The sequence below is a fragment of the Micromonospora sp. CNZ286 genome (genome assembly GCF_014207755.1).
The window spans coordinates 3859422-3883773 of record NZ_JACHIZ010000001.1; the positions used below are offsets into that span (position 1 = coordinate 3859422).

At 71.3% G+C, this 24352-nt stretch carries 19 protein-coding genes; 7 read left to right on the plus strand and 12 right to left on the minus strand.

Going from position 1 to position 24352, the window contains the following annotated elements; all coding sequences use genetic code 11:
• Positions 1 to 196: 196 nt before the first annotated feature.
• The 4 genes from FHX31_RS17485 to FHX31_RS17500 all read left to right on the plus strand — a co-directional run bounded on the left by FHX31_RS17485 (position 197) and on the right by FHX31_RS17500 (position 3688).
• Positions 197 to 1060, plus strand: coding sequence for a Scr1 family TA system antitoxin-like transcriptional regulator (locus FHX31_RS17485; RefSeq protein WP_184976793.1), 864 nt, complete (start codon positions 197 to 199; stop codon positions 1058 to 1060).
• 13 nt (positions 1061 to 1073) lie between these two features.
• On the plus strand, positions 1074 to 1274 hold the full coding sequence (locus FHX31_RS17490) for a DUF397 domain-containing protein (RefSeq protein ID WP_184976794.1): 201 nt from the start codon (positions 1074 to 1076) through the stop codon (positions 1272 to 1274).
• A 159-nt stretch (positions 1275 to 1433) separates the two neighbouring features.
• Positions 1434 to 2816, plus strand: coding sequence for an NsdA family TPR-like regulatory protein (locus tag FHX31_RS17495; protein ID WP_486481688.1), 1383 nt, complete (start codon positions 1434 to 1436; stop codon positions 2814 to 2816).
• Positions 2813 to 3688 (plus strand): aminoglycoside phosphotransferase family protein, encoded by an 876-nt coding sequence (locus FHX31_RS17500; RefSeq protein WP_184976795.1) that lies wholly within the window; start codon positions 2813 to 2815, stop codon positions 3686 to 3688. Before FHX31_RS17495 ends, FHX31_RS17500 begins: the two co-directional genes overlap by 4 nt.
• A gap of 959 nt (positions 3689 to 4647) precedes the next feature.
• On the opposite strand, the gene FHX31_RS17505 is transcribed toward FHX31_RS17500, so the two are convergent.
• The 9 genes from FHX31_RS17505 to FHX31_RS17545 all read right to left on the minus strand — a co-directional run bounded on the left by FHX31_RS17505 (position 4648) and on the right by FHX31_RS17545 (position 15330).
• Positions 4648 to 5583, minus strand: coding sequence for a replication-relaxation family protein (locus tag FHX31_RS17505; RefSeq protein ID WP_184976796.1), 936 nt, complete (start codon positions 5581 to 5583; stop codon positions 4648 to 4650).
• 447 nt (positions 5584 to 6030) lie between these two features.
• Positions 6031 to 6876 (minus strand): DUF2637 domain-containing protein, encoded by an 846-nt coding sequence (locus FHX31_RS17510; protein WP_184976797.1) that lies wholly within the window; start codon positions 6874 to 6876, stop codon positions 6031 to 6033.
• A 1171-nt stretch (positions 6877 to 8047) separates the two neighbouring features.
• Positions 8048 to 8509, minus strand: coding sequence for a DUF1707 SHOCT-like domain-containing protein (locus FHX31_RS17515; protein ID WP_486481689.1), 462 nt, complete (start codon positions 8507 to 8509; stop codon positions 8048 to 8050).
• Between the two features lie 106 nt (positions 8510 to 8615).
• Positions 8616 to 8993 carry a hypothetical protein gene (locus FHX31_RS17520; RefSeq protein ID WP_184976798.1) on the minus strand — a complete coding sequence of 126 codons (378 nt, stop codon included), beginning with the start codon at positions 8991 to 8993 and terminating at the stop codon, positions 8616 to 8618.
• Between the two features lie 127 nt (positions 8994 to 9120).
• Positions 9121 to 10683: a recombinase family protein gene (locus FHX31_RS17525; protein ID WP_184976799.1), complete on the minus strand. Its 1563-nt coding sequence runs from the start codon at positions 10681 to 10683 to the stop codon at positions 9121 to 9123.
• 52 nt (positions 10684 to 10735) lie between these two features.
• The gene (locus FHX31_RS17530; RefSeq protein ID WP_184976800.1) at positions 10736 to 11173 is read right to left on the minus strand and encodes a SigE family RNA polymerase sigma factor; all 438 of its coding nucleotides are present in this window, start codon (positions 11171 to 11173) and stop codon (positions 10736 to 10738) included.
• Positions 11174 to 11268: 95 nt separating this feature from the next.
• On the minus strand, positions 11269 to 12087 hold the full coding sequence (locus tag FHX31_RS17535; protein ID WP_184976801.1) for an endonuclease/exonuclease/phosphatase family protein: 819 nt from the start codon (positions 12085 to 12087) through the stop codon (positions 11269 to 11271).
• Between the two features lie 124 nt (positions 12088 to 12211).
• Entirely contained in the window at positions 12212 to 14167 is a 1956-nt protein-coding gene (locus FHX31_RS17540) for an elongation factor G (protein WP_184976802.1), read from the minus strand.
• A 107-nt stretch (positions 14168 to 14274) separates the two neighbouring features.
• Entirely contained in the window at positions 14275 to 15330 is a 1056-nt protein-coding gene (locus FHX31_RS17545) for a glycoside hydrolase family 113 protein (protein ID WP_316250330.1), read from the minus strand.
• Positions 15331 to 15381: 51 nt separating this feature from the next.
• Here FHX31_RS17545 and FHX31_RS17550 point away from each other — a divergent pair, with 51 nt between their 5' ends.
• On the plus strand, positions 15382 to 15963 hold the full coding sequence (locus FHX31_RS17550) for a TetR/AcrR family transcriptional regulator (RefSeq protein WP_184976803.1): 582 nt from the start codon (positions 15382 to 15384) through the stop codon (positions 15961 to 15963).
• A gap of 249 nt (positions 15964 to 16212) precedes the next feature.
• Complete coding sequence (locus FHX31_RS17555; RefSeq protein WP_184976804.1) at positions 16213 to 18552, plus strand: lysylphosphatidylglycerol synthase domain-containing protein; 2340 nt, start codon at positions 16213 to 16215, stop codon at positions 18550 to 18552.
• A 55-nt stretch (positions 18553 to 18607) separates the two neighbouring features.
• Here the strand turns inward: FHX31_RS17555 and FHX31_RS17560 are convergent, their stop codons facing one another.
• On the minus strand, positions 18608 to 20845 hold the full coding sequence (locus tag FHX31_RS17560; protein ID WP_486481690.1) for a hypothetical protein: 2238 nt from the start codon (positions 20843 to 20845) through the stop codon (positions 18608 to 18610).
• Between the two features lie 61 nt (positions 20846 to 20906).
• Positions 20907 to 21851 (minus strand): SDR family NAD(P)-dependent oxidoreductase, encoded by a 945-nt coding sequence (locus FHX31_RS17565; protein WP_184976805.1) that lies wholly within the window; start codon positions 21849 to 21851, stop codon positions 20907 to 20909.
• A gap of 105 nt (positions 21852 to 21956) precedes the next feature.
• Here FHX31_RS17565 and FHX31_RS17570 point away from each other — a divergent pair, with 105 nt between their 5' ends.
• Entirely contained in the window at positions 21957 to 22622 is a 666-nt protein-coding gene (locus tag FHX31_RS17570) for a TetR/AcrR family transcriptional regulator (RefSeq protein ID WP_047890671.1), read from the plus strand.
• Between the two features lie 44 nt (positions 22623 to 22666).
• Here FHX31_RS17570 and FHX31_RS17575 read toward each other — a convergent pair whose 3' ends face one another.
• Positions 22667 to 24325, minus strand: coding sequence for an RICIN domain-containing protein (locus tag FHX31_RS17575; protein ID WP_184976806.1), 1659 nt, complete (start codon positions 24323 to 24325; stop codon positions 22667 to 22669).
• Between the last annotated feature and the right edge of the window lie 27 nt (positions 24326 to 24352).

The window sequence follows — 24352 nt, forward strand, 5'->3', positions numbered from 1 at the left end:
TCGCCTACCGGCTGATGTCGAGGGAAGACGTTCGGCTGGGGAGGGATGGGGATGGTTGGGGAGGGAGGGATCCTCGTCGCATCCCTCGTCGTCCCGGTCGCAGAGGGTTACGGGCACGAACCGTTCAGATGTACGCTCGGGCCGGCGACGTCCGCGTCATTGCACAGTTCACTCAGGGCGTCGGTCGGAGGTGCTGGTGATCAGTACGTACGTCCGGCGGCTGCGGCTGGCGGCCGAGCTGGTTGCGCTACGTCAGGACCGGCGGATGTCGTCCGAGGCGCTGGCACGCGCGGCGGGCCTCCCGAGGACGACCGTCTCGCGGCTGGAGAACGGCCGCATGAGGCCCAACCCGAACGACGTGATGAAGATTCTGGAGCAGCTCAAGGTCACCGGGGAGGAATGGACAACGCTGCTGACCATCGCCCGGCAGGCCAGCGAGCGAGGATGGTGGGAGTCGGCGGCCAGTGAGATGGGAGCCCGCCAGGCGCTGTATGCGAACCTTGAGGCAGGCGCATCCGCTATCCGCGAGTACCACATGACACTGCTACCTGGACTGCTGCAGACCGGAGAGTTCACGCGGGCGCGAGCGGGCGTTGACAAGGCCGACTGGTCGGCGCATTTCGATCCCGAACGTGCGGTCGAGGCGCGTATCGGACGGCAACGAGTGCTTCATCGCCCGGACGGCCCTACCTACGAGGTTGTCATCGATGAGCTGGCGGTCCGCCGGCCTGCTGCTGCCGCTCCCGTGCTTCGCGATCAGCTGGTGCACATCGCCCATCAGGCCAATACGGCTAGCAAGATCAGTGTGCGGGTCCTGCCCGTTGACGGTCGGATCAGCGGCCACATGGTGCCGCGGTCGGGGTTCTCGATCTACACCTACCCGGACCCGCAGGACCCGGTCGTCGTCGCGGTCGACACCGTCACCGACGACCTGGTGCTGACCAACCCTGAGGCCGTGAACCACTACCTTGACCTGTACGAGCGGTTGAGCGAGGCCGCACTCCGACCCGAGCAGAGTGTGCGGCTCCTGCTGGAAACCGCCGACAAGATTACGACGTGACAGGAAGAGCAGCGTGACCGAACCGACCTTCACCAACTGGCGGAAGTCCACCAAGAGCAGCGGCGGCGGAAACTGCGTCGAGGTGGCACACGATCGGGTCACTGTTGGCGTTCGGGACACCAAGGATCGCACCGGTGGAACGCTTGTCTTCTCCGCGGCCGGGTGGCGCGCCTTCCTCGACGGCCTGCGCGAAGGCGAGCTCGGCCTTCGCTGATCTCCACTCCCGAAGCTCCTTCCTTCAGTTGGGCCGGCCTCACCAGGGCCGGCCCAACTGTCTCGTCAGGAGGGCAGAGAGAACGATCAGGATCGACTTCACACGGGGCTTGAGAAGAGTGACTGACGGTGCAATGCTGTCCCAAATACGGCAAGTGAAATGTTCAAGGGCTGCGCGGTTCAAAGCAGCCTGACGCTGACCCGGGGCCGCATCGTGACGAACCAGCTACTCCGCTCGGCGCGCGAGCGCCTGCCCTCTCCACGGCGCCCCGGAGAGCTGATGTCGCGGTCCGAGTTGGTAGCTCTGGTCAACGAGGTGCTGTATCCGGACCCGCACCGGCGCAGCCGCAGCGCCTTCAACGCCAACTATCTGGGCAAGCTCGAAGACGGACTGATCCATTGGCCCAAGGCTGAGTACCGTGCCGCGCTGCGAGCCGCCCTCGGCACCCAGAGCGACGAGGAGCTCGGCTTCTATAACCCGCGTGCTCGCAGCTCGGCTAACGTCGATAACGTGGACCGACGAGACATGCTCGGCATGCTGGGAGTGTTGGTGGGAGCCGGCGTCGTCAGCTCTCCCGCGATGACGCTGCTAGGAACCGGGCCATCACACGAACTACCGCAACGCATCGGCCGCGAACACATCAATCAGGTCGTCGAAGCGGCGGACATCTTCGAGCACTGGGACAACAGCCACGGTGGCGCCCTCGCCCGCGAAATCGCCGACGACAAGCTGCGTCGGCTCGCCCAGCTCCTCCAACGCTCGTGCCCGCCGAAGCTCCAAACCGACTTGCACACCGCCATGGCGCAACTGGCCGGCGTAGTCGCGTTCATGCTCTTCGACGCCTACGAACACGACGCCGCGCGCAGGAGGTTCGCCTTCGCGCTGCAGTGCGCGGAGATCGGCGGGAACTGGCACCAACGGGCCCTGCTGCTGTCCTACATGGCTCGCCAGGCCGTCTGGTGTGGGCAGCCCGACGACGGCCTCACCTACGTCGAGATGGGGCTCGTGCGAGCCGAACGGCTCACGGCAACAGAACGCGCCATGCTTCATACCGTCCGCGCTCGCGCGCTGGCCAAGCTCGGTCCGGCTCGCGCCCAGGAGGCCCTGGCGGCAGTAGGAGCGGCGGACGAGGCGTTCGCTCACTCGCAGCCAGCCGACGACCCGCCCTGGATGCGCTTCTACGACGAGGCCCAGCACCACGGCGACACCGCTCACGCGCTGTACGACGTTGCCATGAACACCAAGCTTCCAACCGAGGCCGGCAGCCGGTTCCAGTACTCGGTTGAGCATCACCAGCCAGAGTTCGCACGTTCCAGAGCGATCTCCCGCACCAAACTTGCATCTCTCACCATGGTCCAAGGTGATCCTCGCGAGGCCGCGCACATCGGTCAGCTCGCGCTCAATGATGCTGGCACCGTTCGCTCTCTCCGCGCCGCAGACGACCTTCGCGAGCTGCATCGCCTGGCCGGAACCCATACGGGCATCCCAGAGGTTGACGCGCTGCGCACCCAACTCCAATCGACGGTCAGGGCGGTTGCATGACCGACGTCATGGCAGTGCTCACCCGAGCCTGCCAGGAGGCCGGGCTCGACGCCACCGGCGCTGAGCTAATCCGGGCAGGGGAGAACGTCCTGTACCGCCTTGCCGGCGCTGTCGTCGCCCGCGTTACACGACCCGGACAAACAGGCGCAGCAGCCAAGGAGGTACGGGTCTCTCGTTGGCTGCAACAGGCTGGCATCCCTGTCGTCCGGGTCGTGCCCGGCGTTGCCCAGCCAGTACAGGTCGACGGCCGGGCCGTGACGTTCTGGCAGGAGTTGCCCGAACACCACGAGGGAACTATTGACCAGGTGGCCGACATCCTCCGGCAAATCCACGACCTCCAACCCCCACCAGACCTCGCCCTGCCCGCGCTGGCGCCGTTCGTGCGGCTCAAGGAACGCATCACCGAGACCACGGTGTTCAACGCCGAAGAGCGGGAGTGGCTACTAAAGCACCTTCAGCGCCTAACCGAGCAGTACGAAAACCTGCCCGCCGGCCTTCCAAAGGCAGCCGTGCACGGCGACGCCTGGGGCGGCAACATCGTCACCACCACCACCGGCCCAGTCGTGATCGATCTAGAGCGCTTCGCCTACGGACATCCCGAGTGGGATCTCGCATCCATTGCAGTTGACCACTTCACGTTCGGATCCATGACAGCGACAGAGTGGGCGCGATTCTGCACACGCTACGGTTACGACGTCACCGAATGGGAGGGCTACGCCGTCCTGCGCGATGCGCGGGAGCTGCGCAAGGTCACGTTCGCCGCGCAGATGGCCACCCAGCAACCCCGTCTGAACTCGCAAGCGCGGTACCGGCTGGCGTGCATCCGCGGCGAACAGGGGCCCCGGCCCTGGCACTGGACCCCCGTCCCCTGACATCGCCCAAACGACCGGAGACAGGGCTCGCGCACGCCAGCTCCCCCGTACCAGCGCCTACGCCCGCCCTGTCTGGGCGGGCGTACGTCACGCAGCGTGGGGTGGGGCAGCGGGCTGGTGGTGCAGGCGTAGGAGGCGGGCGAGCCTGGCGGCTTGGTCGATGTCGGGTAGGCCGGCTTCGGCGGCGAGGGCTTGGATCTCGGTCTCGGTTTCGGGGTCGGTCAGGTAGTGGGCCATCGACAGCGTTCCCGGCAAGCGTGGAGCGCTGGTGTCGGGGTGTGTGGTCGTGGCCTCGCCGTCGGCTGTCCGCGTGGGCGGGGTCGGCGGCGACGGGTGTGGTGTGTTCGCGCGTGATTGCTGGTCACGGCGTGTGGCCATGTCCCTCCCAGGACGGCTCGGGGTGTGAGGTCGTGGTGTCTGGCCATCGGCACTCCTTCTCGGTCGTGGGAACTTGCTGAAGATCGGCCGCCGGGTCGCGTCGTCTGTGGACGGGGGCGGATCGGTGACGGTCAAGGGGGGTGCGGACTGTAGCTCTGGTGGCTGCGGAAGTGAAGACGTGCGCCACTCAGTGGTAGGAACTCGCTGAAGATCGATCGCCGGACCGCGCCGTGCAGAGGCGGCGGCGCGGTCGGCGTCGGTAAAGGGCCGCGGACTGTAACTCCGGTGGCCGTGGAGGTGAAGACGTGCGCCACTCACAGCGACTCACAACGGCGCGCCGCTGGTGTGAGTGGCTGGGCGGTCGCGGGGTATGTCGCCGAACAGCGTCCGGTGACAGACGTTGACAGCTTCCGGGAACAGCCGTGCCGCTGCCGCCCGACGCGCAGCCCGGCCTGGTCGCCTCGGTGCGGGCCACAGGGCGGGCGGTGACGGCTGCCCGGGGTTGGGGCGGGCAGGGGCGGGTTCGGCGGCGTGTGGGCGAGTGGGCCGCCCGGACGCGCCGTGTGCGCCGCCCGCCCGCATCAGGCGGCCCGGTCTTCCTGGTCGGGGACGTTGTGGGTGGGGAACTCGGTGTCGTGGCGGGTGTCGGTGTAGGGCAGGTCGATGAGACGGTGACGGCCGGTACGGCCGGGCATTTGCCAGACCTGGTGTGCGGGGCTGGCGGCGAGTGCGGCGCGTAGTTCGGCGGTGGTGGTGGCGACGACGGTTTCCAGGCCGATGCCGGCGATCCGGTGGTGCAGGTTCGCCTCCCGGCGTGCGGAGGGGAGGTGGAACAGCACCGGCCATGCCCAGGTGCTCATCGTGTACAGCCGCTCGTACTTGATGACCTTGTCGATGAGGACCTGCAGGTTCTCACCGCTGGTGTCGTACTCGAGGAAGAACGGCACGGACCGTCCGTCCTCGGTCCACACCCCGGCGCCGTCCGGGCGGGGGAAGCCGGTCGCTCCCGCGATGATGATCTGCGGGTCGCCGCCTTCGCGGTACAGGGTGCCGGGTTCGTGGTAGGCCGAGGCGGGCTGCCAGCGGACCAGGTCGCCCTCGGGGTGGGTGCGGGCGTGGGCGGCGAGGTCGATGAAGACCTGGTTGCCGCCGAGCAGGTGCGGCAGGTCCGGCCGGGAGGTCAGCGACTGTTTGCGGCGGCGGGCCTGGTCCCGGCGGCCTCGTGGGAGTCCGCGTTGGGCGTGGACGTGGTCGTAGCCGAGCTGATCCAGGACGTAGTGGTAGGGGTAGGAGCCGCCGTCAGCTTTGTTGGGCCGGAACCGGTCCACCGCCCGCAGCAGGGTGAGGCGGCGCAGGCGGCGTTGGGTGAAATCCAGGGACGGGAACAGGGCGGCGGCGATCTGGTCGGTGGTGAGCACGCCGTGGTCGTAGAGCCAACCGAGGAGCCGGTCGTCGCGGGCGGTGATACTGGCCTGCAGGCGCAGCAGCGGATCCGCGGTCGGTAGGTGTTTACCCACGGGCAGCCCCTGGGGGGAGACCCGAGACTGGAGGGTCTGTCTGGAGCGGTCCCAGACTGCTGACAGCGGGGTTGACCTGGGCTGTGAGCGGCTGTGGGGGGTCAGGTTGGGGGTCAGGATCAAGACGGACGGTAGAACGGAGATCGACGCTGACTCCTACACCGCCGGGCACACCGGGTCCGGGATGAGGATGCGGTGAGAGTGCGTGTGGGTCTCGCGAGTGGCGGGACGGTCGACGTTGGTGATCGCTGTACTGCGACATCATCGTTGGTGCTCCAAGGGTGGGAGATGTGGGTTGAGTGTGCGGGGCACACCGACCGCTGCGAGGTGGCGGACGGCCGGCGGGGGTGCGCTGACAGGTCGTGTCAGGTCGCGGGCTTGCTAAGCAGGCGCGCGGTGCTCTGACAGCGGCGGCCAGGTCTGACGGGCGTACGGGTTGAGGCTCTGTCACGCGGCCTCCCGGTGTGACAGATCCGGTGCGGGCGGGGTGGTTTCGGCGCGTAGGACGCGCACGAGGGTGGAGGCGGTGGCGTTGGACAGTTGGTGTCCGTCGGCGCGGAGCTGTCGGGCGAGGGCCTTGCGGGACAGCGGGGTCCCTTCGGCGGTGAGGGTGCGGGCGGCGGTCCGGGCGGCCGGGACCAGCGCGGCGACCTCCGGACCGCCCTCGTCAGTCGACGCCTCGCGGTCCGGGTGGTCCGGGCGGTCCGGGACCGCCGGAGGTTGGTCCGTGACGGCGGGGACCGCCGTCGGCGAGTCCGGGACCGCGGTGGCGGTGACGGGTACCGGTGCTCTGGGGTCCGGGACCGACGCGTCGACAGCGGGCGGCGGTCCGGGCTTCGTCCGTTCGGCGTGAGCGGTCTGGTTGGGCGGATGGGCTTCGGTGCGGCCGAGGGCGATCTTCACCATCGCCAGGAACCCGAGGGCCGGTAGGGCGGCGGCGATCCAGCCGATCACCGACGCTTCCGCCTCCACCACCTGCGCGGCCAGCGACAGCGACACCGCCACCACCAGCACCGCAGCGGGGAAGACGACGCTCTTACCCAGGCGCCGCTTACGCCGCAACTCCAGACCGGCGGCGATCGACATCAATTCGAGGACGACCGCGTCGGCCCAGGCCAGCCAGCCCGGCTGCCCGTGCCCGGCGGCGACGTCGTGCACGTGCGTGAACGACGCCGCGCCGGCCGCCCCGCCGATCAACAACATGATCGCCACCTGGGCGCGGTCCTCCCAACGCTCCCGCCGCGCGTCCACCCGGGCAGGTGAGCGGGCGGTTCGCCGGTCAGGTGTCGCCAACGGCCCACCACCTGGCTTCAAGCCGCGCGTGCACGGCCGCGTTCAGCGTCGTCTTCCGGAGGCGGGCCGCGATGGCAGCCGCCTCCGTGTGGTTGTTGGTTGAGGTCACGTTCTGCTCCAAGGAAGTGGTTGAAAGGGTTTGACTTCAGGTGGTTAAGGTCCGTCCCGGGCCGCGCCTGCCCGGCTTCCGGTCCGTGTCCGGGCAGGCGCGACCCCGCCGGGTGACGCCCGGCTGGGCGGAACCCTCGCAGATGCAGGGGACGACAAACGTCACTATGGTCGAGTCAATAAACAGGCCAAACCCCGCGCAGGGGCAGGCAGCAGGGCAGCAGGCGTCGCCACAACCCGCACAGCGGGCTGTGATCAACACGGGCGGACACAGGGCGGACGGCCTAGCCGAGCCACAGAGGATCAAGACTCACCACCGGCAGCGCCACAGCAGCGCTCAGGTGGTGCGGCGGCTCAACTCGCCGACGAACGGTCCTTCATGCGGGGGCCTCCCATCTCTGCACGTCCCTTCGCGGTGTCGGCACGAACAACGGCAGGCACCCCATCCGTGGGGTGCCTGCCCGCTGCATGTGTGGCCGACCGCGCCGGCCGGCGCTGCGGGAACGTGTCTCCATTACGCCCCGGGAATCTGATGGAGTCAACCCCCGATTGGCAACGGATCGCCACCGAGTCTTGCCAACGGTCCGGCTAAGTGCTATCGAGTCCGCCTGCGTCCGTCGTTGTGCCGGCACGTCCACTCCACGTTGGCAAAAGATTTCCCCGAGCGGTCCACATGCTGAGACGCGAGCCTCCGAATGTGGCCTGGCTGGTGGGGTTAGCGGCGCTCGCCGGGCCTCACCTCAGCGTCTGGCCGGCTGTGGCGGCTTTGGGTTGCTAGGAGCGGGTGACGGTGAGCAGCACCGGCGTGGTGACGCCGCGCTGGGAGCTCAGGTCGGCGAGGAAGCCACCCACCAGGGCGGTGTCGCATCGCGCTCAACTGCCGCACATAACCTGCGGGTCGGCACCACACCGGCCGCGAGCTCGCCGAAGCCCTCCGGCTGATTCGCCCGCACCCACTGTCAGACTGGCCGATCTCCAAGTGCCCACCGGCGTGGCGGCTGGCCTCGGCTGGTCCCTGCTGTCATCGCCCGCTGGCCATGCTGGTGGCACAGCCTGCCAGGTACTACAACACCGAATGCCTGGCGTACATCAGCACGTGGAAGGCGATCCAGGCGACTTGCAGAGCGGTGCCAACTGCGCCGCCCGCCAGTCCCAGGACTGCCACCGCACGGCAGAGAGGGTGAGCGCTTGCGCGTATCGCGAACAGGCCGAACACGACGCCGGCGGCTCCGGGGAGGGCGCCGAAATCGAAGTGCGGGAACAGCGGCATCCAGATCACGCCTGCGGCCAGCCCCAAGAGCGACAGGACCGGACCTGTGTAGTCGACGACCGGACTGCGGCGCTCGCGCTGCGGCGGCGGCAGGTCCGCGACCAAAGCCTCCAGCTCGCCGTAGGTCTTCGCGGCATAGGCCTGCCTTGATCGATCACCGAACTCGGCGAGGGTCAATCGTCCCTCACCGGTAGCGGCGCCGAGCCGGGCCATGACGGCTTCCCGGTCACGGTCGGACACCCGCAGGTCGTTCACAAGCGGGAGCCTACTGATGACCTGGTCACGCTGGCCGGATCTCGCCAAAGATGCCCCACCGAATGTGCCGGGTCGGCGTTTGTCCGTCAACGGAGGCCGGGGCCTGTCACGCCACCGCGCGCCTCGGATCCGACCAGCGCGGCAGCGCCTCCGGACGGCTGGTGGGGCGTGTCGCCTCGATCCGTGAGCGTGAGGTGAACCAGCCGGCGAAACTGCGCTTGGATGGGTCGGCCACTGTGGCGCGGCCCCGAGGAGGTAGCGGGTGCGGCGCGGTCGCTCGCGGTGCGCGCGCCGCGGTCATCGCGCGGCGGGCGGCGCGAGCGGCGGCGCACATGCCGCGCTGCCCGTGGCACTGCAGGTTGCGGCAGTCGCCGCGCTCGTCGGGTTGGTGTGCGGCGGTGACGTCGAAGGCGAGCCGCCACAGCAGCGGATCGGTGACGTCGTCGGGCAGCACGGCCTGGGTGCTGAGTCGTTCGCGTGGCACAGCCGAACACCTTCCGTCAACGGGTCACGCCGCCCGCCCAAGGGGGCGGGCGGCGGACACCATCGACGCTCAACTCTTCCCGCAGATCAAGTCGCCCTCTGCAGCTCCTAGCTGAGCCCCGCCGAGTTCAGGCCGACTGCTGGTCCTGCGGGCCGAACTTCCACCTCCAGGCCAGGCGGTGACGGCCGAAGGTGCGGCGTTCGCCCTTGAACCCGGCGCGTAGGAGTTTGATGTCGGCGACGAGGCGGATGATCTCGCGCTTGACGGGGATGTCGTCGCCGAGGTCCTGCCACGCCTGCACCGCCTGGTCCCCGATGCGTCCGCGCAGCACGGCGGGGATCCCGGCGTCGGCGGCGCGTTGCTCGTGCTCGGCGATCTGCGCGAGCAGACCCTTTTCGGCGCGGGCGTAGGCGATCGCGGTGACCTCGCCCTCCTCACCCAACTTCCGCCAGTCCTCCAACTCGCCCCGCAGTCGTTGCGCCTCGGCGCGGGCGTGGGCGACCTCCTCGTCGGTGGCGCTGGCGGCGGTGAGGATGTCGTAGACGTCGGGGCGGGACAGCCACGCCACCACCGTGCGCTGCACGTACTCGTCGAGAAACTCGGCCTTCACCGCGGCGCACCGCTTGTGCAGGCAGGAGTACACCTGCCCGGTCCAGCCGTGCCGGTTCACCCGCTGCGACGACAACGGCCCGTCACACACCCCGCAGCGCACCAAGTACGACAGCAGATGCACCGCGCGGGCGGGCCGCGTGGTCGTGCGGGACGGATCGCCCAGCATCCGTACCACCGACCAGTACGTCTCCTCCTCAACCAGAGCCGGCCAGATCCCGTCGCCCACGATCTCCCCACGCAGCACCCGCTTGCCGATGTAGGCGGGATTCATCAACTGCTTGCGCAGAATGCCCCGCCGCCAGATCCCGCCCTGCGAGGCAGGAATGCCGAGGCGGTTGAGCTCGGCCTCACGAACGGTGAGGGGCATACCTTCGGAGACCTTGCGGAAGTTGTCCCGCACCACCTGAGCATGCGAGTACTCAGTGACGGCCCCGTCCGCAGCGACCGCAGTGCGGATCTCGGTGTCCGGCTCCTGGCGCAGCAACGCCTTCGTGCGTTGGTCGTAGATCCGCCGGTACCCGTAGGTGATCTTCCCGTGCGGGCGTCCGGCTTCGGCGGCGCCGACGATGCCGCGCAGCACGTTGTCGCGGATCGAGTCGGCCATCCACTCGGCCTGCACCGCCTGGAAGCCGAGCATCATCCGGTCGTTCTTGTCCCGCAGGTCGTACAGCACCCCGCCGACCAGCCAAAAGTTGAGACCGACCTCGTGGCACATGTCCCGGATCTTCACGAACACCGCGAGGTCACGTTCCTTGCGGGAGATCTCCCAGACCACCAGCACGTCGCCCTTGCCCGCGCGGATCTGCTCGATCAGCAACTCGAACTGCTCTCGCTCCTTGGTGGCGCGGCGGCTGGCCGAGCGGTGGTTGTCGGTGAACGACCCCGCGTCCGTCCAGGACCGCTTCGTGATCTCCGCCAGGTTGAGCACTCCCTGGTCGTGGACGCTCTTGCCCTGCTCCTTCTTGTCCTGACTGGCGCGCTGATACCGCAACGCCCGCACATCACCGCCACCGGCCAACAACGCGTCCTTGCTGTCGAACCGGCCCCGATTCCCCGACCGGGCCTTACGCCGTACCATCAGAACCGTCCCCCTAGATCGACGTTCGTGTCGGCAACATCGACCATAGCTTCTAACGATTCTTGACAGTGCCGACCGTGCAGTCGAGCACGGCGGCCGTGTCCTCCAGGCTCAGGTCCAGGTAGTGCCGCAGCACCACGGCGGCCCGCTGTCCCGCCGGGACGGCTTCGAGCGCCGCCCGCAGGCGCATCCGCTCGTCAGTCACCGCCGCCGTGTCCCGCACCGCGGCGTCCGGCATGGCGTCGCCGGCCGACCGCTCGCGCCGCCAGGGCCGGCGGGTCTCGTCGATCGCGGCCCGGTAGACCATGGTCTTGACGTAGAGATCGGGCCGCTCCAGCTTCCGCCAGCGTGGATAGAGCTTGACCAGCGCGTTTGCCACGGCGTCCTCCGCGGCGTGCCAGTCGCCGCAGGTCATGTACGCCAGCTTGCGCAGGGACGCCATCTGTGACGTCACGAACTCGCGGAACGCTTGCTCGTCTTCGGCTTTCAATCGACTGCCTCCTCGTGACGGAGGTAGAACGGCTACGCCCGCCCGGGAAGTTGCACGGACGGCGGACCAATTCCGACGCGTGTCCGGAGACCTCGTCAGTACCGTCCCGGTGGCGGCACCGGCCACGAGCGGATCATGGTCGCCAGCAGCGCCGGATGGTCGGTCGCCCCGCGCATGTCCACCGACCGGCGGCAGCAGATCGTCACGCCGCTCGACGCCAGGATCTGCTGGCGGCCGCCGTCGTCGATCCGCCGGTAGCCCACCGGCACGCACGACCGCACGTCCGGCATGCCTCCGGCCCGCAGGTTGAGGTCACCCGCGAGGACGGTCGGCGCGCCGACGGCGTCGCCCCGGACGCCCGGCACGACGGTGCCGAGCAACTGCCCGCACTGGGCCAGCGCCACCTGGCCGCTGGTGTTCGCCAGGTGCGTGGTGCACGCGTGCAGCCCGCCGGCCCGGACGCAGAGCCAGACCCGCTCCTCGGGGTCGGCGAGGTCCTGCGCCGGATAGGTCCCCCGGTGCACCGACGGCCGCACGTCGCGGGCGTCGAGGCGGGCCAGCAGCCCGATCCCGTACGGCTCGCCGTTGTTGCACCGGGTGGGACCGCCGGAGGGGCGGTCACCGGCGGCCTGGAACGCGGACACCGTCGTGCCACCGGCACGGACGGCCCGCAGCGTACGCCCCAGCGTCACCACGTCGTCGCGGCAGACCTCGTTGAGCGTGACCACGTCGGGCAGTTCCGCGGCGATGACGTCGGCGGCCTGCGAGACGGCCCGGCCGGTGTAGCAGCCGGCCCGGCCGCTGTTGCAGAGGTTCATCTGGAGCACCCGCAGCGTTCCCGCGCCGGCGGCGCCGGCGCCCGACGACCCTGCGGGCAACCCGGCAACGACGAGCAGACACACCGCGGTCAGCACCCGGCGGACACGCCGGGCGAGGTGGGTGACCGGCTGCGCTGACAGCGGGGCTCCAACGGGTACGGGCGGCGGCGGGCGCCGGTGATCCTATCGCCGCAACGCTCCCGTCGCCGCCCGGCGCGGCCTACCTCGGTACGGCCCGGAACCACGCCTCCCGGTCGTCCGGGTCCGGTCCGCGCCGGGGCAATGTCGGGGGTTCCTCGCCGGTGACCGGAGCGTAGTGGTCGAAGGTGGTGGTCAGCACCGCCTCGCCGCCGGTGAGGTCGGGCAGGGCGGCGACGACCCGCGGCACCCGGGCGGACGGCAGGGTGCCGCTCACCTCCAGGTAGCCGCCAGCGACTGCGGTGTCGTGGACGACCGCGCCGAGCCGGCCGAGCAGCGCCAGCACCGTCTCGACCGCGTGCCGGGGCAGGTTGACGTCGAACCGCTCGATCGGCTGGCACACCCGCGTACCGGCCTGCCGCAGCGCGGCGGCGACCACGACCGGGGCGAGGTTGCGGAAGTCCGCCGCCACCGTCGAGATCGACTTGTCGAACTTCTGGTGCGGCCGGCTCTGCCGGGGCCAGTACCGGGACGCCGTCATGGTGACAGTGCAGTCGGTGACGGGCCAGCCGTGCCGGCCCTGCCGCAGCGCGGCCCGCACGCCCTCCTCGGTGGCGGCGACGAAGGCCGGCGGCAGTCGGCCCGGCTCGATCCCGGGACGGAACTCGATGCCGTGCCCGGCCGGTGCGGCGTCGATGCGCAACCCCAGCCCGGCCAGGTACGGGTTGCCGCGCTCGCGCAACCGCTCCTCGGCGGCGCCGGTGCCGGCGACCCGTTCGATGCAGGCGGCGAGCGTGCCGGAGAACCGCACCCGGACGCCGTACCGGTCCTCCATCAGGGTGGCGAGGACCTCCTTCTGGACCTCGCCGTGCAGGCGGATCACCGCTTCCGCCTGCTGCTCGTCGAGGCGCAGGTCCACGAGCGGGTCCTCGTCGGCCAGCTCGGCCAGGCCGGCGAACATCGCCAGGCGCTGCGCCGGGTCGACCGGCTCGACGACCGCCTGCCGGGTCGGTGGCGGGAACCGGTAGCCGTGCCGCCGTGGCGGGTCGCCGATGTGCTGGCCGATCCGGGCCGACACCCCGCGTACCGCCGCGATCTGCCCGGCGGAGACCGACCGGCGCACCAGCACGCCGGCGGGCTCGATGACGGCGATCTCGGTGACCGGCTCCGGACGACCGCCGGCGAGCTGCACCCGGTCCCGCACCCGCAGACGCCCGGACCACAACCGCAGCCAGACGCGCCGGCCGTGCCCGTCCCGGTCGACGGCGAAGACGGTGCCCGCCGGCGGACCGTCCCGCGCCTCGCCGTACGGGAGCAGGTCGGCCAGGACGTCGCACAGCCGGCGTACCCCGGCGCCGGTGATGGCCGAGCCGCACACCGCCGGGACCAGCTCGGCGCCTCGTACCGCGCGGCGGAGCGCCCGGCGGACGTCGCGGACACGTACCGGCCGGTCGGTCAGCCAGCGTGCCGCCACCGCGTCGTCGACCTCGGCCACCTCCGCCACCACGGGTTCGGCGTCGAGGTCCACGGCATGCACCAGGGCCTCGCGGCTGCCCTGGCCGGTGACAGTGGTGAGCAGGACCGGCCGCGCCCCGAGCCGCTGCCGCACCTGGGCCGTCGCCCGGTCCACGTCGGCGCCGCCACGGTCCACCTTGTTGAAGAAGAACACAGTCGGTACGCCGATGCGGCGCAGCGCCCGCCAGATGGCGACTGTCTGCGGCTGGACGCCCTCCACGCTCGACACCACGAGCACTGCAGCGTCGAGGACGGCCAGCGACCGCTCGACCTCCGCGATGAAGTCGGGGTGGCCGGGGGTGTCCAGCAGGTTGATGCTGAGGTCGCCGATGGTGATCGAGGTGACGGCCGCCCGGATGGTGATGCCGCGGCGGCGTTCCAGCTCCATCGAGTCGGTCCGGGTCGTGCCGGCGTCGACGCTGCCCGGCTCGGCCACCGCGCCCGCCTCGTAGAGCAGGCGTTCGGTCAGGCTGGTCTTTCCGGCGTCAACATGCGCGACGATTCCGAGGTTCAACAGGGCCAAGGCGGAGCTCCACGGTAGGACGGGCAAGGGTCCGAAGCGTGGAAGCTGCTCGCATTGTCTCTCCTGGTGACAGTCGTGGTGGCGACGCTCGCCGCCGGCGTGCAGTCCTACCTTGCCCGTCCGCCGCGATCGTCACCACCGAATTCGGGCCGGCTCAGCGCACGGACACGGCCGTATTCGGCCAGGGCGTGAAAGGCGGCCTTGGGCGTCCACGAGCCGTCCGGCAGCACGCGCACGATCCCCCGTGACGCCAGGTCGTAGTCGTGCTCGGGGTCGCCGGTGGTCGGCAGGTGCCGGTTCGCGAACGTGTACACGAACGCCGCCTCCGCCCCGCCGGCCTCGTAGTCGCGCAGCAGGTCGACGAGGTAGCGTGCCTGGCCCTCCTCGTCGCGCTCCAGCTCCGCGGTGAGCTTCGCCGCACGGCCGTGCTCGTCGTAGGCCACGGGCTCCGTCGCGCCCGCGACGTCGGCCGCGCCGCGGAACGTGCAGCAGCCGAACTCGGTCGCCGCGTACGGCTTGCCCTGCCCCACGGCCGCCGCCAGGGACTGCGGGAACACCGCGGAGTTGGTCGCGTCACGGTAGCCGGCGTCGCTGGCGATGATGTCGAAGGCCGTCCAGTCGACGTCCTCGAGCGGGATCGAGGCGTACCCGACGGGGCCGCCGAAGCGCTCCCGCACCGCGGGCACCGCTTCCGCGAGGAAGTCGCGCACCGCCGCCCGCGCGGCGGGGACCGCCTCCCGCATCCGCATCGGGTCGGTGAACACCGCCATGCGCTCGGTCAGGTCACGGCCGGGCAGGAAACCGTCGGTGAACAGGGAGATCTCGGAACCGGTGAGGTAGACGACCGGGGCGCCGTCACGCCGTAGCCGCTCGGCCCGCTCGGCGCCGTCGAGCAGGAACGCCATGAGGCCGTCGCGGTCCAGGCCGTTGGTGAACGGGCAGTACCACACCTCGAACCCCGCCTCGGCCGCCAGCCGCGCGGTCAGCTCCAGCCGGTCCTGCACGCCGCCGGTGACGCGGACCGCGTCGCAGCGCAGCTCGTCGCGGATGACACGCAGGTCGCTGCGCACGATGTCGGGGTCGAACGGCTCGTGGGTGGTGGATCCGGCGCTGACGAAGCCGGTGTCGTAGTTCATGCCGAAGACGCGCATCGAGAACTCCACTCTTAGGGTACGACGCGTACCCTATAAGGTACGGCGCGTACCCTGCAAGGCATGAGCAGGAGGCGACGGGGCGAGGAACTGGAACAGGCGATCCTGCGGGCCGCGGCGGAGGAGCTACGCGAGTCCGGATACGCGGGGATGACGATGGACCGGGTGGCCGCCCGCGCCGGAACCAACAAGAACGCCATCTACCGCCGGTGGCCGCACCGGGCGGCGCTGGGCGTCGCGGCGTACCACCACCTGTCCGACGCGGCCATGCCGAATCCGGACACGGGCACGCTGCGAGGCGACGCGCTCGAGATGCTCCGGCTCGCAAACGAGACGTGGTCGTCGCCGCACGGGGCCGTCCTGCGCGGCCTGCTCGCCGCCGCGGCCGACGATCCGGAGCTGCTCACGCTCATGCGCGAACGATCCGGCGCCGACACCATGGACCGTGCGTGGACCGGGATGCTGGAACGGGCCGCGGCCCGGGGCGAGGCGCCTGCGGCGGCCGTCCGTCACCGGGTGGCGACGGTACCGATGATGCTGCTGCGCGCCGAGTACGCGATGCGCGGCGTCCCGTCCGTCCCCGACGAGGTGCTGGTCGAGATCGTGGACGAGGTGTTCCTGCCCCTGGTACGTGGTCGCGGCTGACGCCACAGTTCATCGGCGGGCCCGCGCGATGTCGAGGCGCCGGCGCAGCACCCGTGGAGCGTGGGCGAGCACACCCGGGCCGTACCGGCGGCAGCCCGACGAGCGTCTCCACCGCCTTGTCCACCACCAGCTGATCGTCGCCCCCAACGGGTTGACCGGTGGCGAACCGGAGCATCCGCCGGGTCGGCGATCCGTAGGGTTCGGATCGACAGCAGGCATCTGCGCCGACTGAGGGGCGGCCGAGGACCGGTGGCAGCGCGTACGCATCGCCCGTCGCCCGCCCTGCTGGTCAGCCTGGCCACCTCGACCGGTCTGCTGGCAGCGCTGAGCGCGGCCGTCCGGAGCCGCCGGGTGCCGCCCTGGGAACGGGACCTGTTCGCCCTCCTCAACCACCTTCCCGCCGGGCCGACTCCGGTCCTGGTCCTGGTCATGCAGCTCGGCTCCTACCCGGCGGTGTTCGTCGCCGCCACCGCGGCCGTCCTGGCCCGCCGGATCGGCACGGCGTGGAGCCTGCTGCTGGCCGGGAACCTGGCGTACTGGCTCGCGGTCGCCGCCAAGGCCGCGGTCGCCCGGCAGCGGCCGGCGGCGTTGCTCACCGATGTGGTCCTGCGGGAGACGATCACCGGGCGGTACGGATACCCCTCGGGACACGTCGCGGTCGCCACCGCCCTGGCGCTCGTCGCGGCGCGGGCCGGGGGCACCCGGTGGCGCCGGGCGGCCTGGGTGGCGATCGCCCTGGTGGCCGGGGCCCGGATCCACGTCGGGGCGCACCTGCCGGTCGACGTGGTCGGCGGGTTCCTCGTCGGCTGGCTCGCGGTCTGCGTGACGCGGCTCGTGGTCGGCGAGGTCGGGCCGCAGCGGTCGGTGCCCGCCCTGCGGGCGGCGCTGCGGCGACGCGGGATCGACGTGGCAGGGCTGACGCCGATCCACGGTGACGCCCGGGGTTCGCAGCCGTGGCGGGCGGTCACCACCGGCGGGCGGCAGTTGTTCGTCAAGGTGACCGGCGGCGAGCAACGCGACGCGGACTGGGCCTACAAGCTCTACCGCCGGGCGCGGTACCGGCACGTGGCCGACGCGCCCCCGTATCTGAGCGCCCGCCAGCAGAGCGAACACGAAACCTGCATGACCCTGCTGGCCGAGCGCGGGGGCGTGCGGATCCCGGCGGTCGTCACGACCGCCGCGATGTCCGGCGGGGACGCCGTCCTGGTGCAGGAGTTCATCGACGCCGCCCCGCTGCACGCCGTCGTCGGACCGGTCCCGCCCGCCGCCGTGCGCGACGCGTGGGACCAGGTGGGTCGCCTGCACCGGGCCGGCATCGCACACCGCGACCTGCGCGCCGCGAACGTGCTCGTCGGCCGGGACCACGTCTACCTGGTGGACCTGGGCTTCGCCGCCGACGACGCCCCGGCCGACCAGCGGGCCCGTGACGTCGTCGAGCTGATGGTCGCGCTGTCCACGCGGGTGGACCCCGCCGCTGTGGTCGCCGCCGCGGTCGACCGTCTGGGCGCCGCGGCGGTCGCGGACAGTGTGCCGTTCCTGCAACCCGCGGTGCTGTCCCGCGCCGGCCGCAGCGCCCTGCGCGGCCGTCCCGGCATGCTCGACAGCCTCCGTCAGGAGATCGTGCGGCGCTGTCCCGACCGCGACCGCCCGGCGGCGAAGGTGGTCCGGTTCAACCGCCGCACCGTCCTGGAGCTGCTGATCCTGGGGCTGATCGTGCACCTGCTGCTCCCGCAGCTCGGCGAGATACGCACCGCGGCGCGTCTGATCCTGCACGCCGATCCGCTCGCGGTCGCCGCGGCGCTGCTCGGCTCAGCTCTGACCTACCTGCTCAGCGGCGTCGTGCTCCGGCTCGCCGCGGCCAAGCGGATCCCGCTGGGCGAGGCCACCCTGGTGCAGGTGGCCGCGTCGTTCGCCAACCGGCTGGCTCCCGGCAGCCTCGGCGGCGCCGCGCTCAGCCTGCGGTACCTGCACCAGAGGGAACTCACCACCGCCGACGCGGCCACTGCCGTCGGTGTCTCCCGCGCCGCCGGTGCGGTGTCGGTCGTGCTGCTCCTGCCGGTGCTGCTGCCGTTCGCCCGCCGGCCCGCCCGCATCCTCACCCATGACGCGACCAGGGCGATACCGCTGCTGCTGGGCGCCCTGGCTGTGCTGCTCGTCCTGGCGGCCGTCCTCGCCGCGCCACGGCTCCGGCGGCGCGGACGCGACGCGGCCGGCCAGGTCGTCACCGCCCTGCGCGCCCTGACCCGTCAGCACGGCCTGTGGTGGCTCGTCGTCGCGTCCACGGCGCTCACCCTCACCTACGGCCTCTGTCTCTACCTCGCGCTTCTCGCCACCGGCCCGCTCCCCCTCGCGCACCTGCCCCCGGTGATCCTGGTCTGCCTCGTCGGCGAGGGCGTCTCGTCCGCCGCGCCCACCCCCGGCGGGCTCGGCGCCACCGAGGCCGCGCTCGTCTCCGGGCTGCTGCTCTACGGAGTGCCACTGGACGCCGCCGTCGCGGGCACCCTGATCTACCGTCTCGCGACGTTCTGGCTCCCGGTACCGCCGGGGTATCTGGCCTTCCGGCTCCTGACCCGCCGCCGGCTGCTGTGAGCGCCGGGCGGCCGCCGGTCGTCGCGGTGGCGCGGCGGCGGTACGCGGGGCGGCCTCAGCCGGGGGCACCGGCCCGGATGTCGTCGACGAGTTCCCGCACGGCCTCCCGGTACTCCGGCTCGGTGTGGTAGTGCCAGTGGCGTTCGACGGGTGGCGGCACGGTGTCCGGCGCCTCCACGACGACGCTGCGCGGATCCCGCAGCCGGACGTCGACCGCCTCGGCGGCCGGGGGCAGGTGGGCCCGCAGACCCGGGTCGGCGAAGATCGGGCCGCCGATCGGATCGGTGTCGCGCCACAGGTTGCGCCAGCGCCAGCCGATCCGGTCGCCGACGTCGCGCAGCGCCTCCTCACCGAGATAGGCGGGGTAGAGGCGGGCGTAGATGCGGTTCAGTGGACTGCCGTGGGTCAGCAACGCGACGTGGGGCAGGGCCTCCGGCGGCAGTTGCAGGACGGTGGCGGCGGCCAGGACGGAGCCGTGGCTGTGTCCGGAGATCACCACCGGTCCCTGCGCGGCGAGCGCGGAGACCCGCCGGGCCAGCTCCGGTACGGCGCGGGCGGCGTAGCACGGCGGCGCGAACGGGTGCACCGTACGCGGCCAGAACGTGCCCAGGTCCCACAGGACGCCGACGAGCCGGCGGGTCTCCGGCGACCGGTACGCCCGGTAGCCCAGGATCAGCAGCCCGATGACGAGCAGACTGATGGCCCAGATGCCGACGTCCGTCACGTACGCGGTCAGCACGGCGAGCGTGTCGTGCCGGCGGCCGAGGCGGGCGACGAGCTGGGTCGGGCCGATCCCGATCAGGTCGAGCGCGACGGTGGCGAGCCCGACCGACGAGATCACGAAGAACGCCACGAACGTCGGCCCGAGTTCGTCGGTCACGAAGGACCGGGCGATCGTCGAGCGGACCGCGTCGAGTCGTGGTGTCGCCTCGGCGGGCGCGTCGGGATAGTCGTGCTCGACCACGCGTCGCGCGTACGCCCGCCGCCGGCGCCGGGCCACCGGCAGGGTGACGGCGATCGCCGCGCTGACGACCAGCAGAGCGGCGAGCCCGGCCAGCGCCGCCCACCAGTACCCGACGGGGGGTTCCAGCGGTCCCAGGGCGGGTGGGTTGTTCCGGATCGGGTCGGGGATGCGGCCCCGGTCGAGCTGGTCCGCCGTCCGGAACACGAGCGTGGCCGTGTAGGCCGAGGCGACGGTGACCGACATGGCGGCGACCAGCGGTGTGCCGAGCCCGCGGAGCAGGGCGCGGGAACCGGCCGGCCGGGCGCGCCGGCGCACGAGCGTCACCGCGGCGATCAGGACCAGCATCAGCCCCTGCGCCGCGACCAGGCCGGCGACGGCGCCCTCGTAGCCGGGCATCTGCCCGGCCGGCACGGGAACCTCCCGCCGGGACACGGCGTACCCCAGGCTCGACACGGTGGCGACCGCGACCAGGGTCCAGACCGCGCGGCGCAACGGCCCGGCCCGCCCGGCGGGGACCGTCACTGTCAGCAGCACGGCGCAGAGGACCACGAGCCCGGCGGTGAGGCCGAGCAGCCCGACGGCGACGGCGCCCCACCGGCCGTGCGACACCGCGACGACGAGGCTGACGCCGACGGTGCCGGTGCCGAGACCCACGTGGATCTGGCGCAGCCACGAGGTCATCTGCTCGTCGTGCCAGACCCCGGGGGCGGCGAGACTCCCGGTGGACTCCAGGAACCGCCCGCGCGGCGGGGCCGATCCGAAGCCCTCGAAAGCGGCGGCCGACCGCTTCCCGACGGCCCAGAACACCCGCAGCGCCAGCAACGGGACCAGTGCCAGCACGGCCAGGCGCGGGCCGATCGGCAACGCCACCAGCCATGACAGGTACGGTCTCCCCTCCCGGCACTCGGCGTACGGGACGCACTGCCAGCCGGTCAGGTTCATGGTGACCCCGACCAGCGCCAGCGTGAACGCCACGGTCAGCGATCCGGCCAGCAGGCGGCACAGCCCGCCGAGCAGGCCGCAGCGGTCCACCGGCGTGGAACGCATCCACACCGCCAGGTTGCTCAGCATGAACGGCAGCAGCACCAGCATCGACGCCGTGCGCACCGCCACCCCGGCGGTCAGGGTTCCCCACCGGTACGCCTCCACCACCACCCCGGCAGTCGCGCCGCCGGCCGAGCCGAGCCCTTCCCGGACCCGGTAGAACCCGGCGTGCCCGTCGCCAGCCACGCGTACCACTATCGGATGGTCGACGATCGTCTCCGCCGACGCACCGGACACCCCGTGGATGCGCAGCTCGACGCCTCTGTCGCCGCCGGGTATCTCCACTATCGAAGCGTCACAAAGACGGCCCGCCCCGCGCTGCCGAACGCGGAACAGAGGGCCGCTGTCACCTCATGCCGGCCGCGGCGGCGGTAACCGGGTGCGGACCGGACCGGACGGGAAACCGCACGCCGGTGAGGTCCTCGGAGACGGCCCAGAGCCGCTGCTGGACGGCCGCCTCGTACGACTGCGGGCTGGAGGTGACCAGCCGGGGGTGACCCTTCACCTCGTACCGTCCGCCGGGGCCGTAGTACTGGCCGCCGAGCACGGCGGGGTCGGTGGCGGCGCGCAGCGTGGGCAGCGCGCCCATCGCGGGTGTCTGGGTGATCAGCGGCGCGAGCCAGGTGAGCGGAAGCCGCAGGGCCACCGGGGTGTTGCGGGCGAGTTCGGTGCTGGACATGCCGGGGTGCGCGGCCACCGCGACAGTGGTGCCGTACGGGGCGAGCCGGCGTTGCAGCTCGTACGTGAACATCAGGTTGGCCAGCTTGGACTGCCCGTACGCGACGGCCCGGCCGTACGAGCGCTCGAAGTGCAGGTCGTCGAAGTGGATCGCGGCCCGGATGCGGTGGCCGGTGCTGCTGACCGTCACCACGCGTGAGCCGGGCACCGGCAGCATCAGGTCCAGCAGCAGCCCGGTGAGCGCGAAGTGGCCGAGGTGGTTGGTGCCGAACTGGAGTTCGAAGCCGTCGCGGGTGGTCCGCTTCGGGGTGTACATCACGCCGGCGTTGTTGACCAGCAGGTCGATCCGGCCGAACCGGGACCGCAGCGCCGCCGCTGCGGTGCGGACGGAGTCGAGCGAGGTCAGGTCAAGCGCCTGCACGCTCACGTCGCCGGTCAGGCCGGCCGCGGCCCGCTCGCCCTTCCCGACGTCGCGGACGGCGAGCACGACCGAGGCGCCGCGCTCGGCCAGTGCCTTCGCTGTCTCGTACCCCAGTCCGGTGTTGGCCCCGGTCACCACCGCCACCCGCCCGCGCTGGTCCGGGATGTCCGCCGTCGTCCACGTCTCGCCCATGCCACGCCTCCACCTAAAGTACCGGAAGTATCTTGTGCCGTAAACGCTAAGGTACCTCCGGTACGTTGTCAACGTACCGGAGGTACTCAAGTTAGGCTGGCGGGCGTGACTTTCCAGCGGGCCCGGACCGAGGAGCAGCGGGAGATCCGCCGGCGGGCGATCCTCGACGTGGCGTCGGCGATGCTCGACGAGATGCCTGTCGCCGCCGTCACGCTGAACGAGCTGAGCCGCCGGGTCGGCCTGGCGAAGCCGAACGTGCTGCGCTACTTCGAGTCCCGCGAGGCGGTGCTGCTGGAGCTGCTGGACCGCTACCTGCGGGAGTGGCTGACCGAGCTGGCCGACGAGCTGGCCGACGGCGTCGACGCGAACCTGCCGATGGCCGAGCGGGCGACCGCCGTGGCCGGGGTCGTCAGCCGCTCGCTCGCCCGCCGATCGGTGATGTGCGACCTCTTCGGGGCACAGGGCAGCGTCCTGGAGCACAACGTCTCCGTCGAGGTCGTGGCCCGCTACAAGCGCGCCTCCCTGGACCGCCTGGCGACCATGACCGACCTGATGCGGAAATACCTGCCGGAGCTGGGCGGGAACGCGATGCTGTTCAGCCTCCAGACCATGGTTCTGGCGGGAGCGCTGTCGGCGTACAGCACACCACCGCCGAGCCTCGCGGCGGCCTACCGGGCCGAGCCCGAACTGGCCCGCCTGCACCTGGAGATGGCGGACTCGCTGACGATGGCCCTGACCGCGACCCTGCTGGGCGTGCTGCCCCGGGCCTGACCGGCTGCCCCGCGCGCCACCGGCGCTGCGGGGCAGCCGGACCGTCAGCACCAGGTCAGCGTCGAGTTGACCCGCGTGACGTTGCTGATCGTGTTGTTCGCCCCGCCGCACGGGCTCTGGGTGATGTTCGTGTTGGTGACCGTCAGGTTCTGGAAGCGGATACCGGAGGAGATCGGGAACTCGGTCCGCGAGGCGATCCGCACCTCACCACCGCCCGTCACCGTGCCGGACGCCCCGGCGATCGTGACGTTGTAGCAGTTCTCCACGAGGATCGAGTTGTTCCCGGTGTTCGAGATCGTCACCCGGTCGATGACCGCGCCGCCGGACTCCGACACGCAGAAGACCCCCCGGCCACCGCCGGACGCGATCACGGTGCCGACCCGGATATTCGTCGGGTACGAGCTGCCGACCCGGCCGTTGCGGTTGGCCATCCGGAACGCCGCGTACCCGGTTCCGGTGCCGGCGCCCTGCGCGTCGACGGTGCCGACTGTGGCGTTGATCGTGTCGTTGAGCAGCAGACCGGAGTAGCCGGTGTTGCGCGCGGTGACGGTGCCGATCGTCAGACCGTCCACGCCGTACGTCTCCACGCCGTGCGCGCCGGTCCCCGACACGTACACGCTGTCGATCCGCACGTTGCGCACCTTGACCGCCCGGTCGCCGCCGTGGTTGTCGATCCGCACCCCCAGGCCGCCGGACAGCCGCATGTCGATCTGGCCGAGCGTCAGGTTGTTCACGTTGCGCATGAAGATCCCGTACAGCGGCGCCCCGGTGAGGGTCAGGTTCTGCACCTCGACGTCGGTGGTCCCGCGCGAGTACACGGGCGCATAGTCACCCGACCCCGAGCCGGTCACGTTGATCGTGCCGCAGACCGCGAGCGTCGTGTACGACGGCAGCGACAACCGCGACCCCGCGCTCATCGACCCGGAGCCGCGCACCACCACCCGCTGCTTCGCGGTCCGTCCCGCCGGCAGGGAGTTCACCGCGGCCTGCATCGCGGCGAGCATGTCCCCGCCCGAGTACACGGTCGACGATCCGTTGCGGGCCGTCCAGGTGCCGCCGTTCAGCACGGCCTCGGCCTGGTAGGAGCCGCTGCCGCACCCGGTGGACGGCGGCGGTGTGGTCGGTGTGCCCGCTCCCACCCGGACCATCTGCCACTGCTGGTTGGTGCCGTTGAGATCGGTGTACTGGCTGACCCGGGCGCCGTCGGCGGTCGACCTCTCCCAGACCTCCAGTGCCTTACCGGAGTGCCTGTTTATCAACCGGATGTAGCCGCCGTCCGAGTCGCGCACCTGGAACTGCTGGTTGGCGGCGTTGAGGTCGGGCCACTGCCGGTACTCCGCGCCGTCCGCGACGTTCCACTCCCACAGGTCGACCACCTTGCCGCTGTGCCGGGCACGGAGGCGGTAGTAGCCGCTGCCGGAGGAGACGAACTGGAACTGCTGCCACTCGCCGTCGTTGCGGGACCACTGCTGGATCGCCGCGCCGTCGCTGGTCGAGGTGTCCCGGACGTCGAGGACCTTGCCGCTGTTGCGGTTGACGAGCACGTACCAGGCGCTGGTGTCGATGGTGGCCGCCTGCGCCGACGGCGCGGCCACCACTGCCACGCCGATCGCGGCGGCCAGCGCCGCCACCAGGGTCAGCGCCAGGCCGGCGCGCCGGCCCCGGCGGGCGCCGGGCGGCGACGTCACTGCGGGGTTGAGCATCGTTCGACCTCCGAGAAAGGGGTACGC

What these genes read in the sequence shown, in the direction of transcription:
- FHX31_RS17500 (WP_184976795.1), top strand. Translation starts at nt 2,813, where the DNA reads ATGACCGACGTCATGGCAGTGCTCACCCGAGCCTGCCAGGAGGCCGGG.
- FHX31_RS17565 (WP_184976805.1), bottom strand. Translation starts at nt 21,851, where the DNA reads ATGGGCGAGACGTGGACGACGGCGGACATCCCGGACCAGCGCGGGCGG.
- FHX31_RS17575 (WP_184976806.1), bottom strand. Translation starts at nt 24,325, where the DNA reads ATGCTCAACCCCGCAGTGACGTCGCCGCCCGGCGCCCGCCGGGGCCGG.
- FHX31_RS17550 (WP_184976803.1), top strand. Translation starts at nt 15,382, where the DNA reads ATGAGCAGGAGGCGACGGGGCGAGGAACTGGAACAGGCGATCCTGCGG.
- FHX31_RS17495 (WP_486481688.1), top strand. Translation starts at nt 1,434, where the DNA reads ATGTTCAAGGGCTGCGCGGTTCAAAGCAGCCTGACGCTGACCCGGGGC.
- FHX31_RS17525 (WP_184976799.1), bottom strand. Translation starts at nt 10,683, where the DNA reads ATGGTACGGCGTAAGGCCCGGTCGGGGAATCGGGGCCGGTTCGACAGC.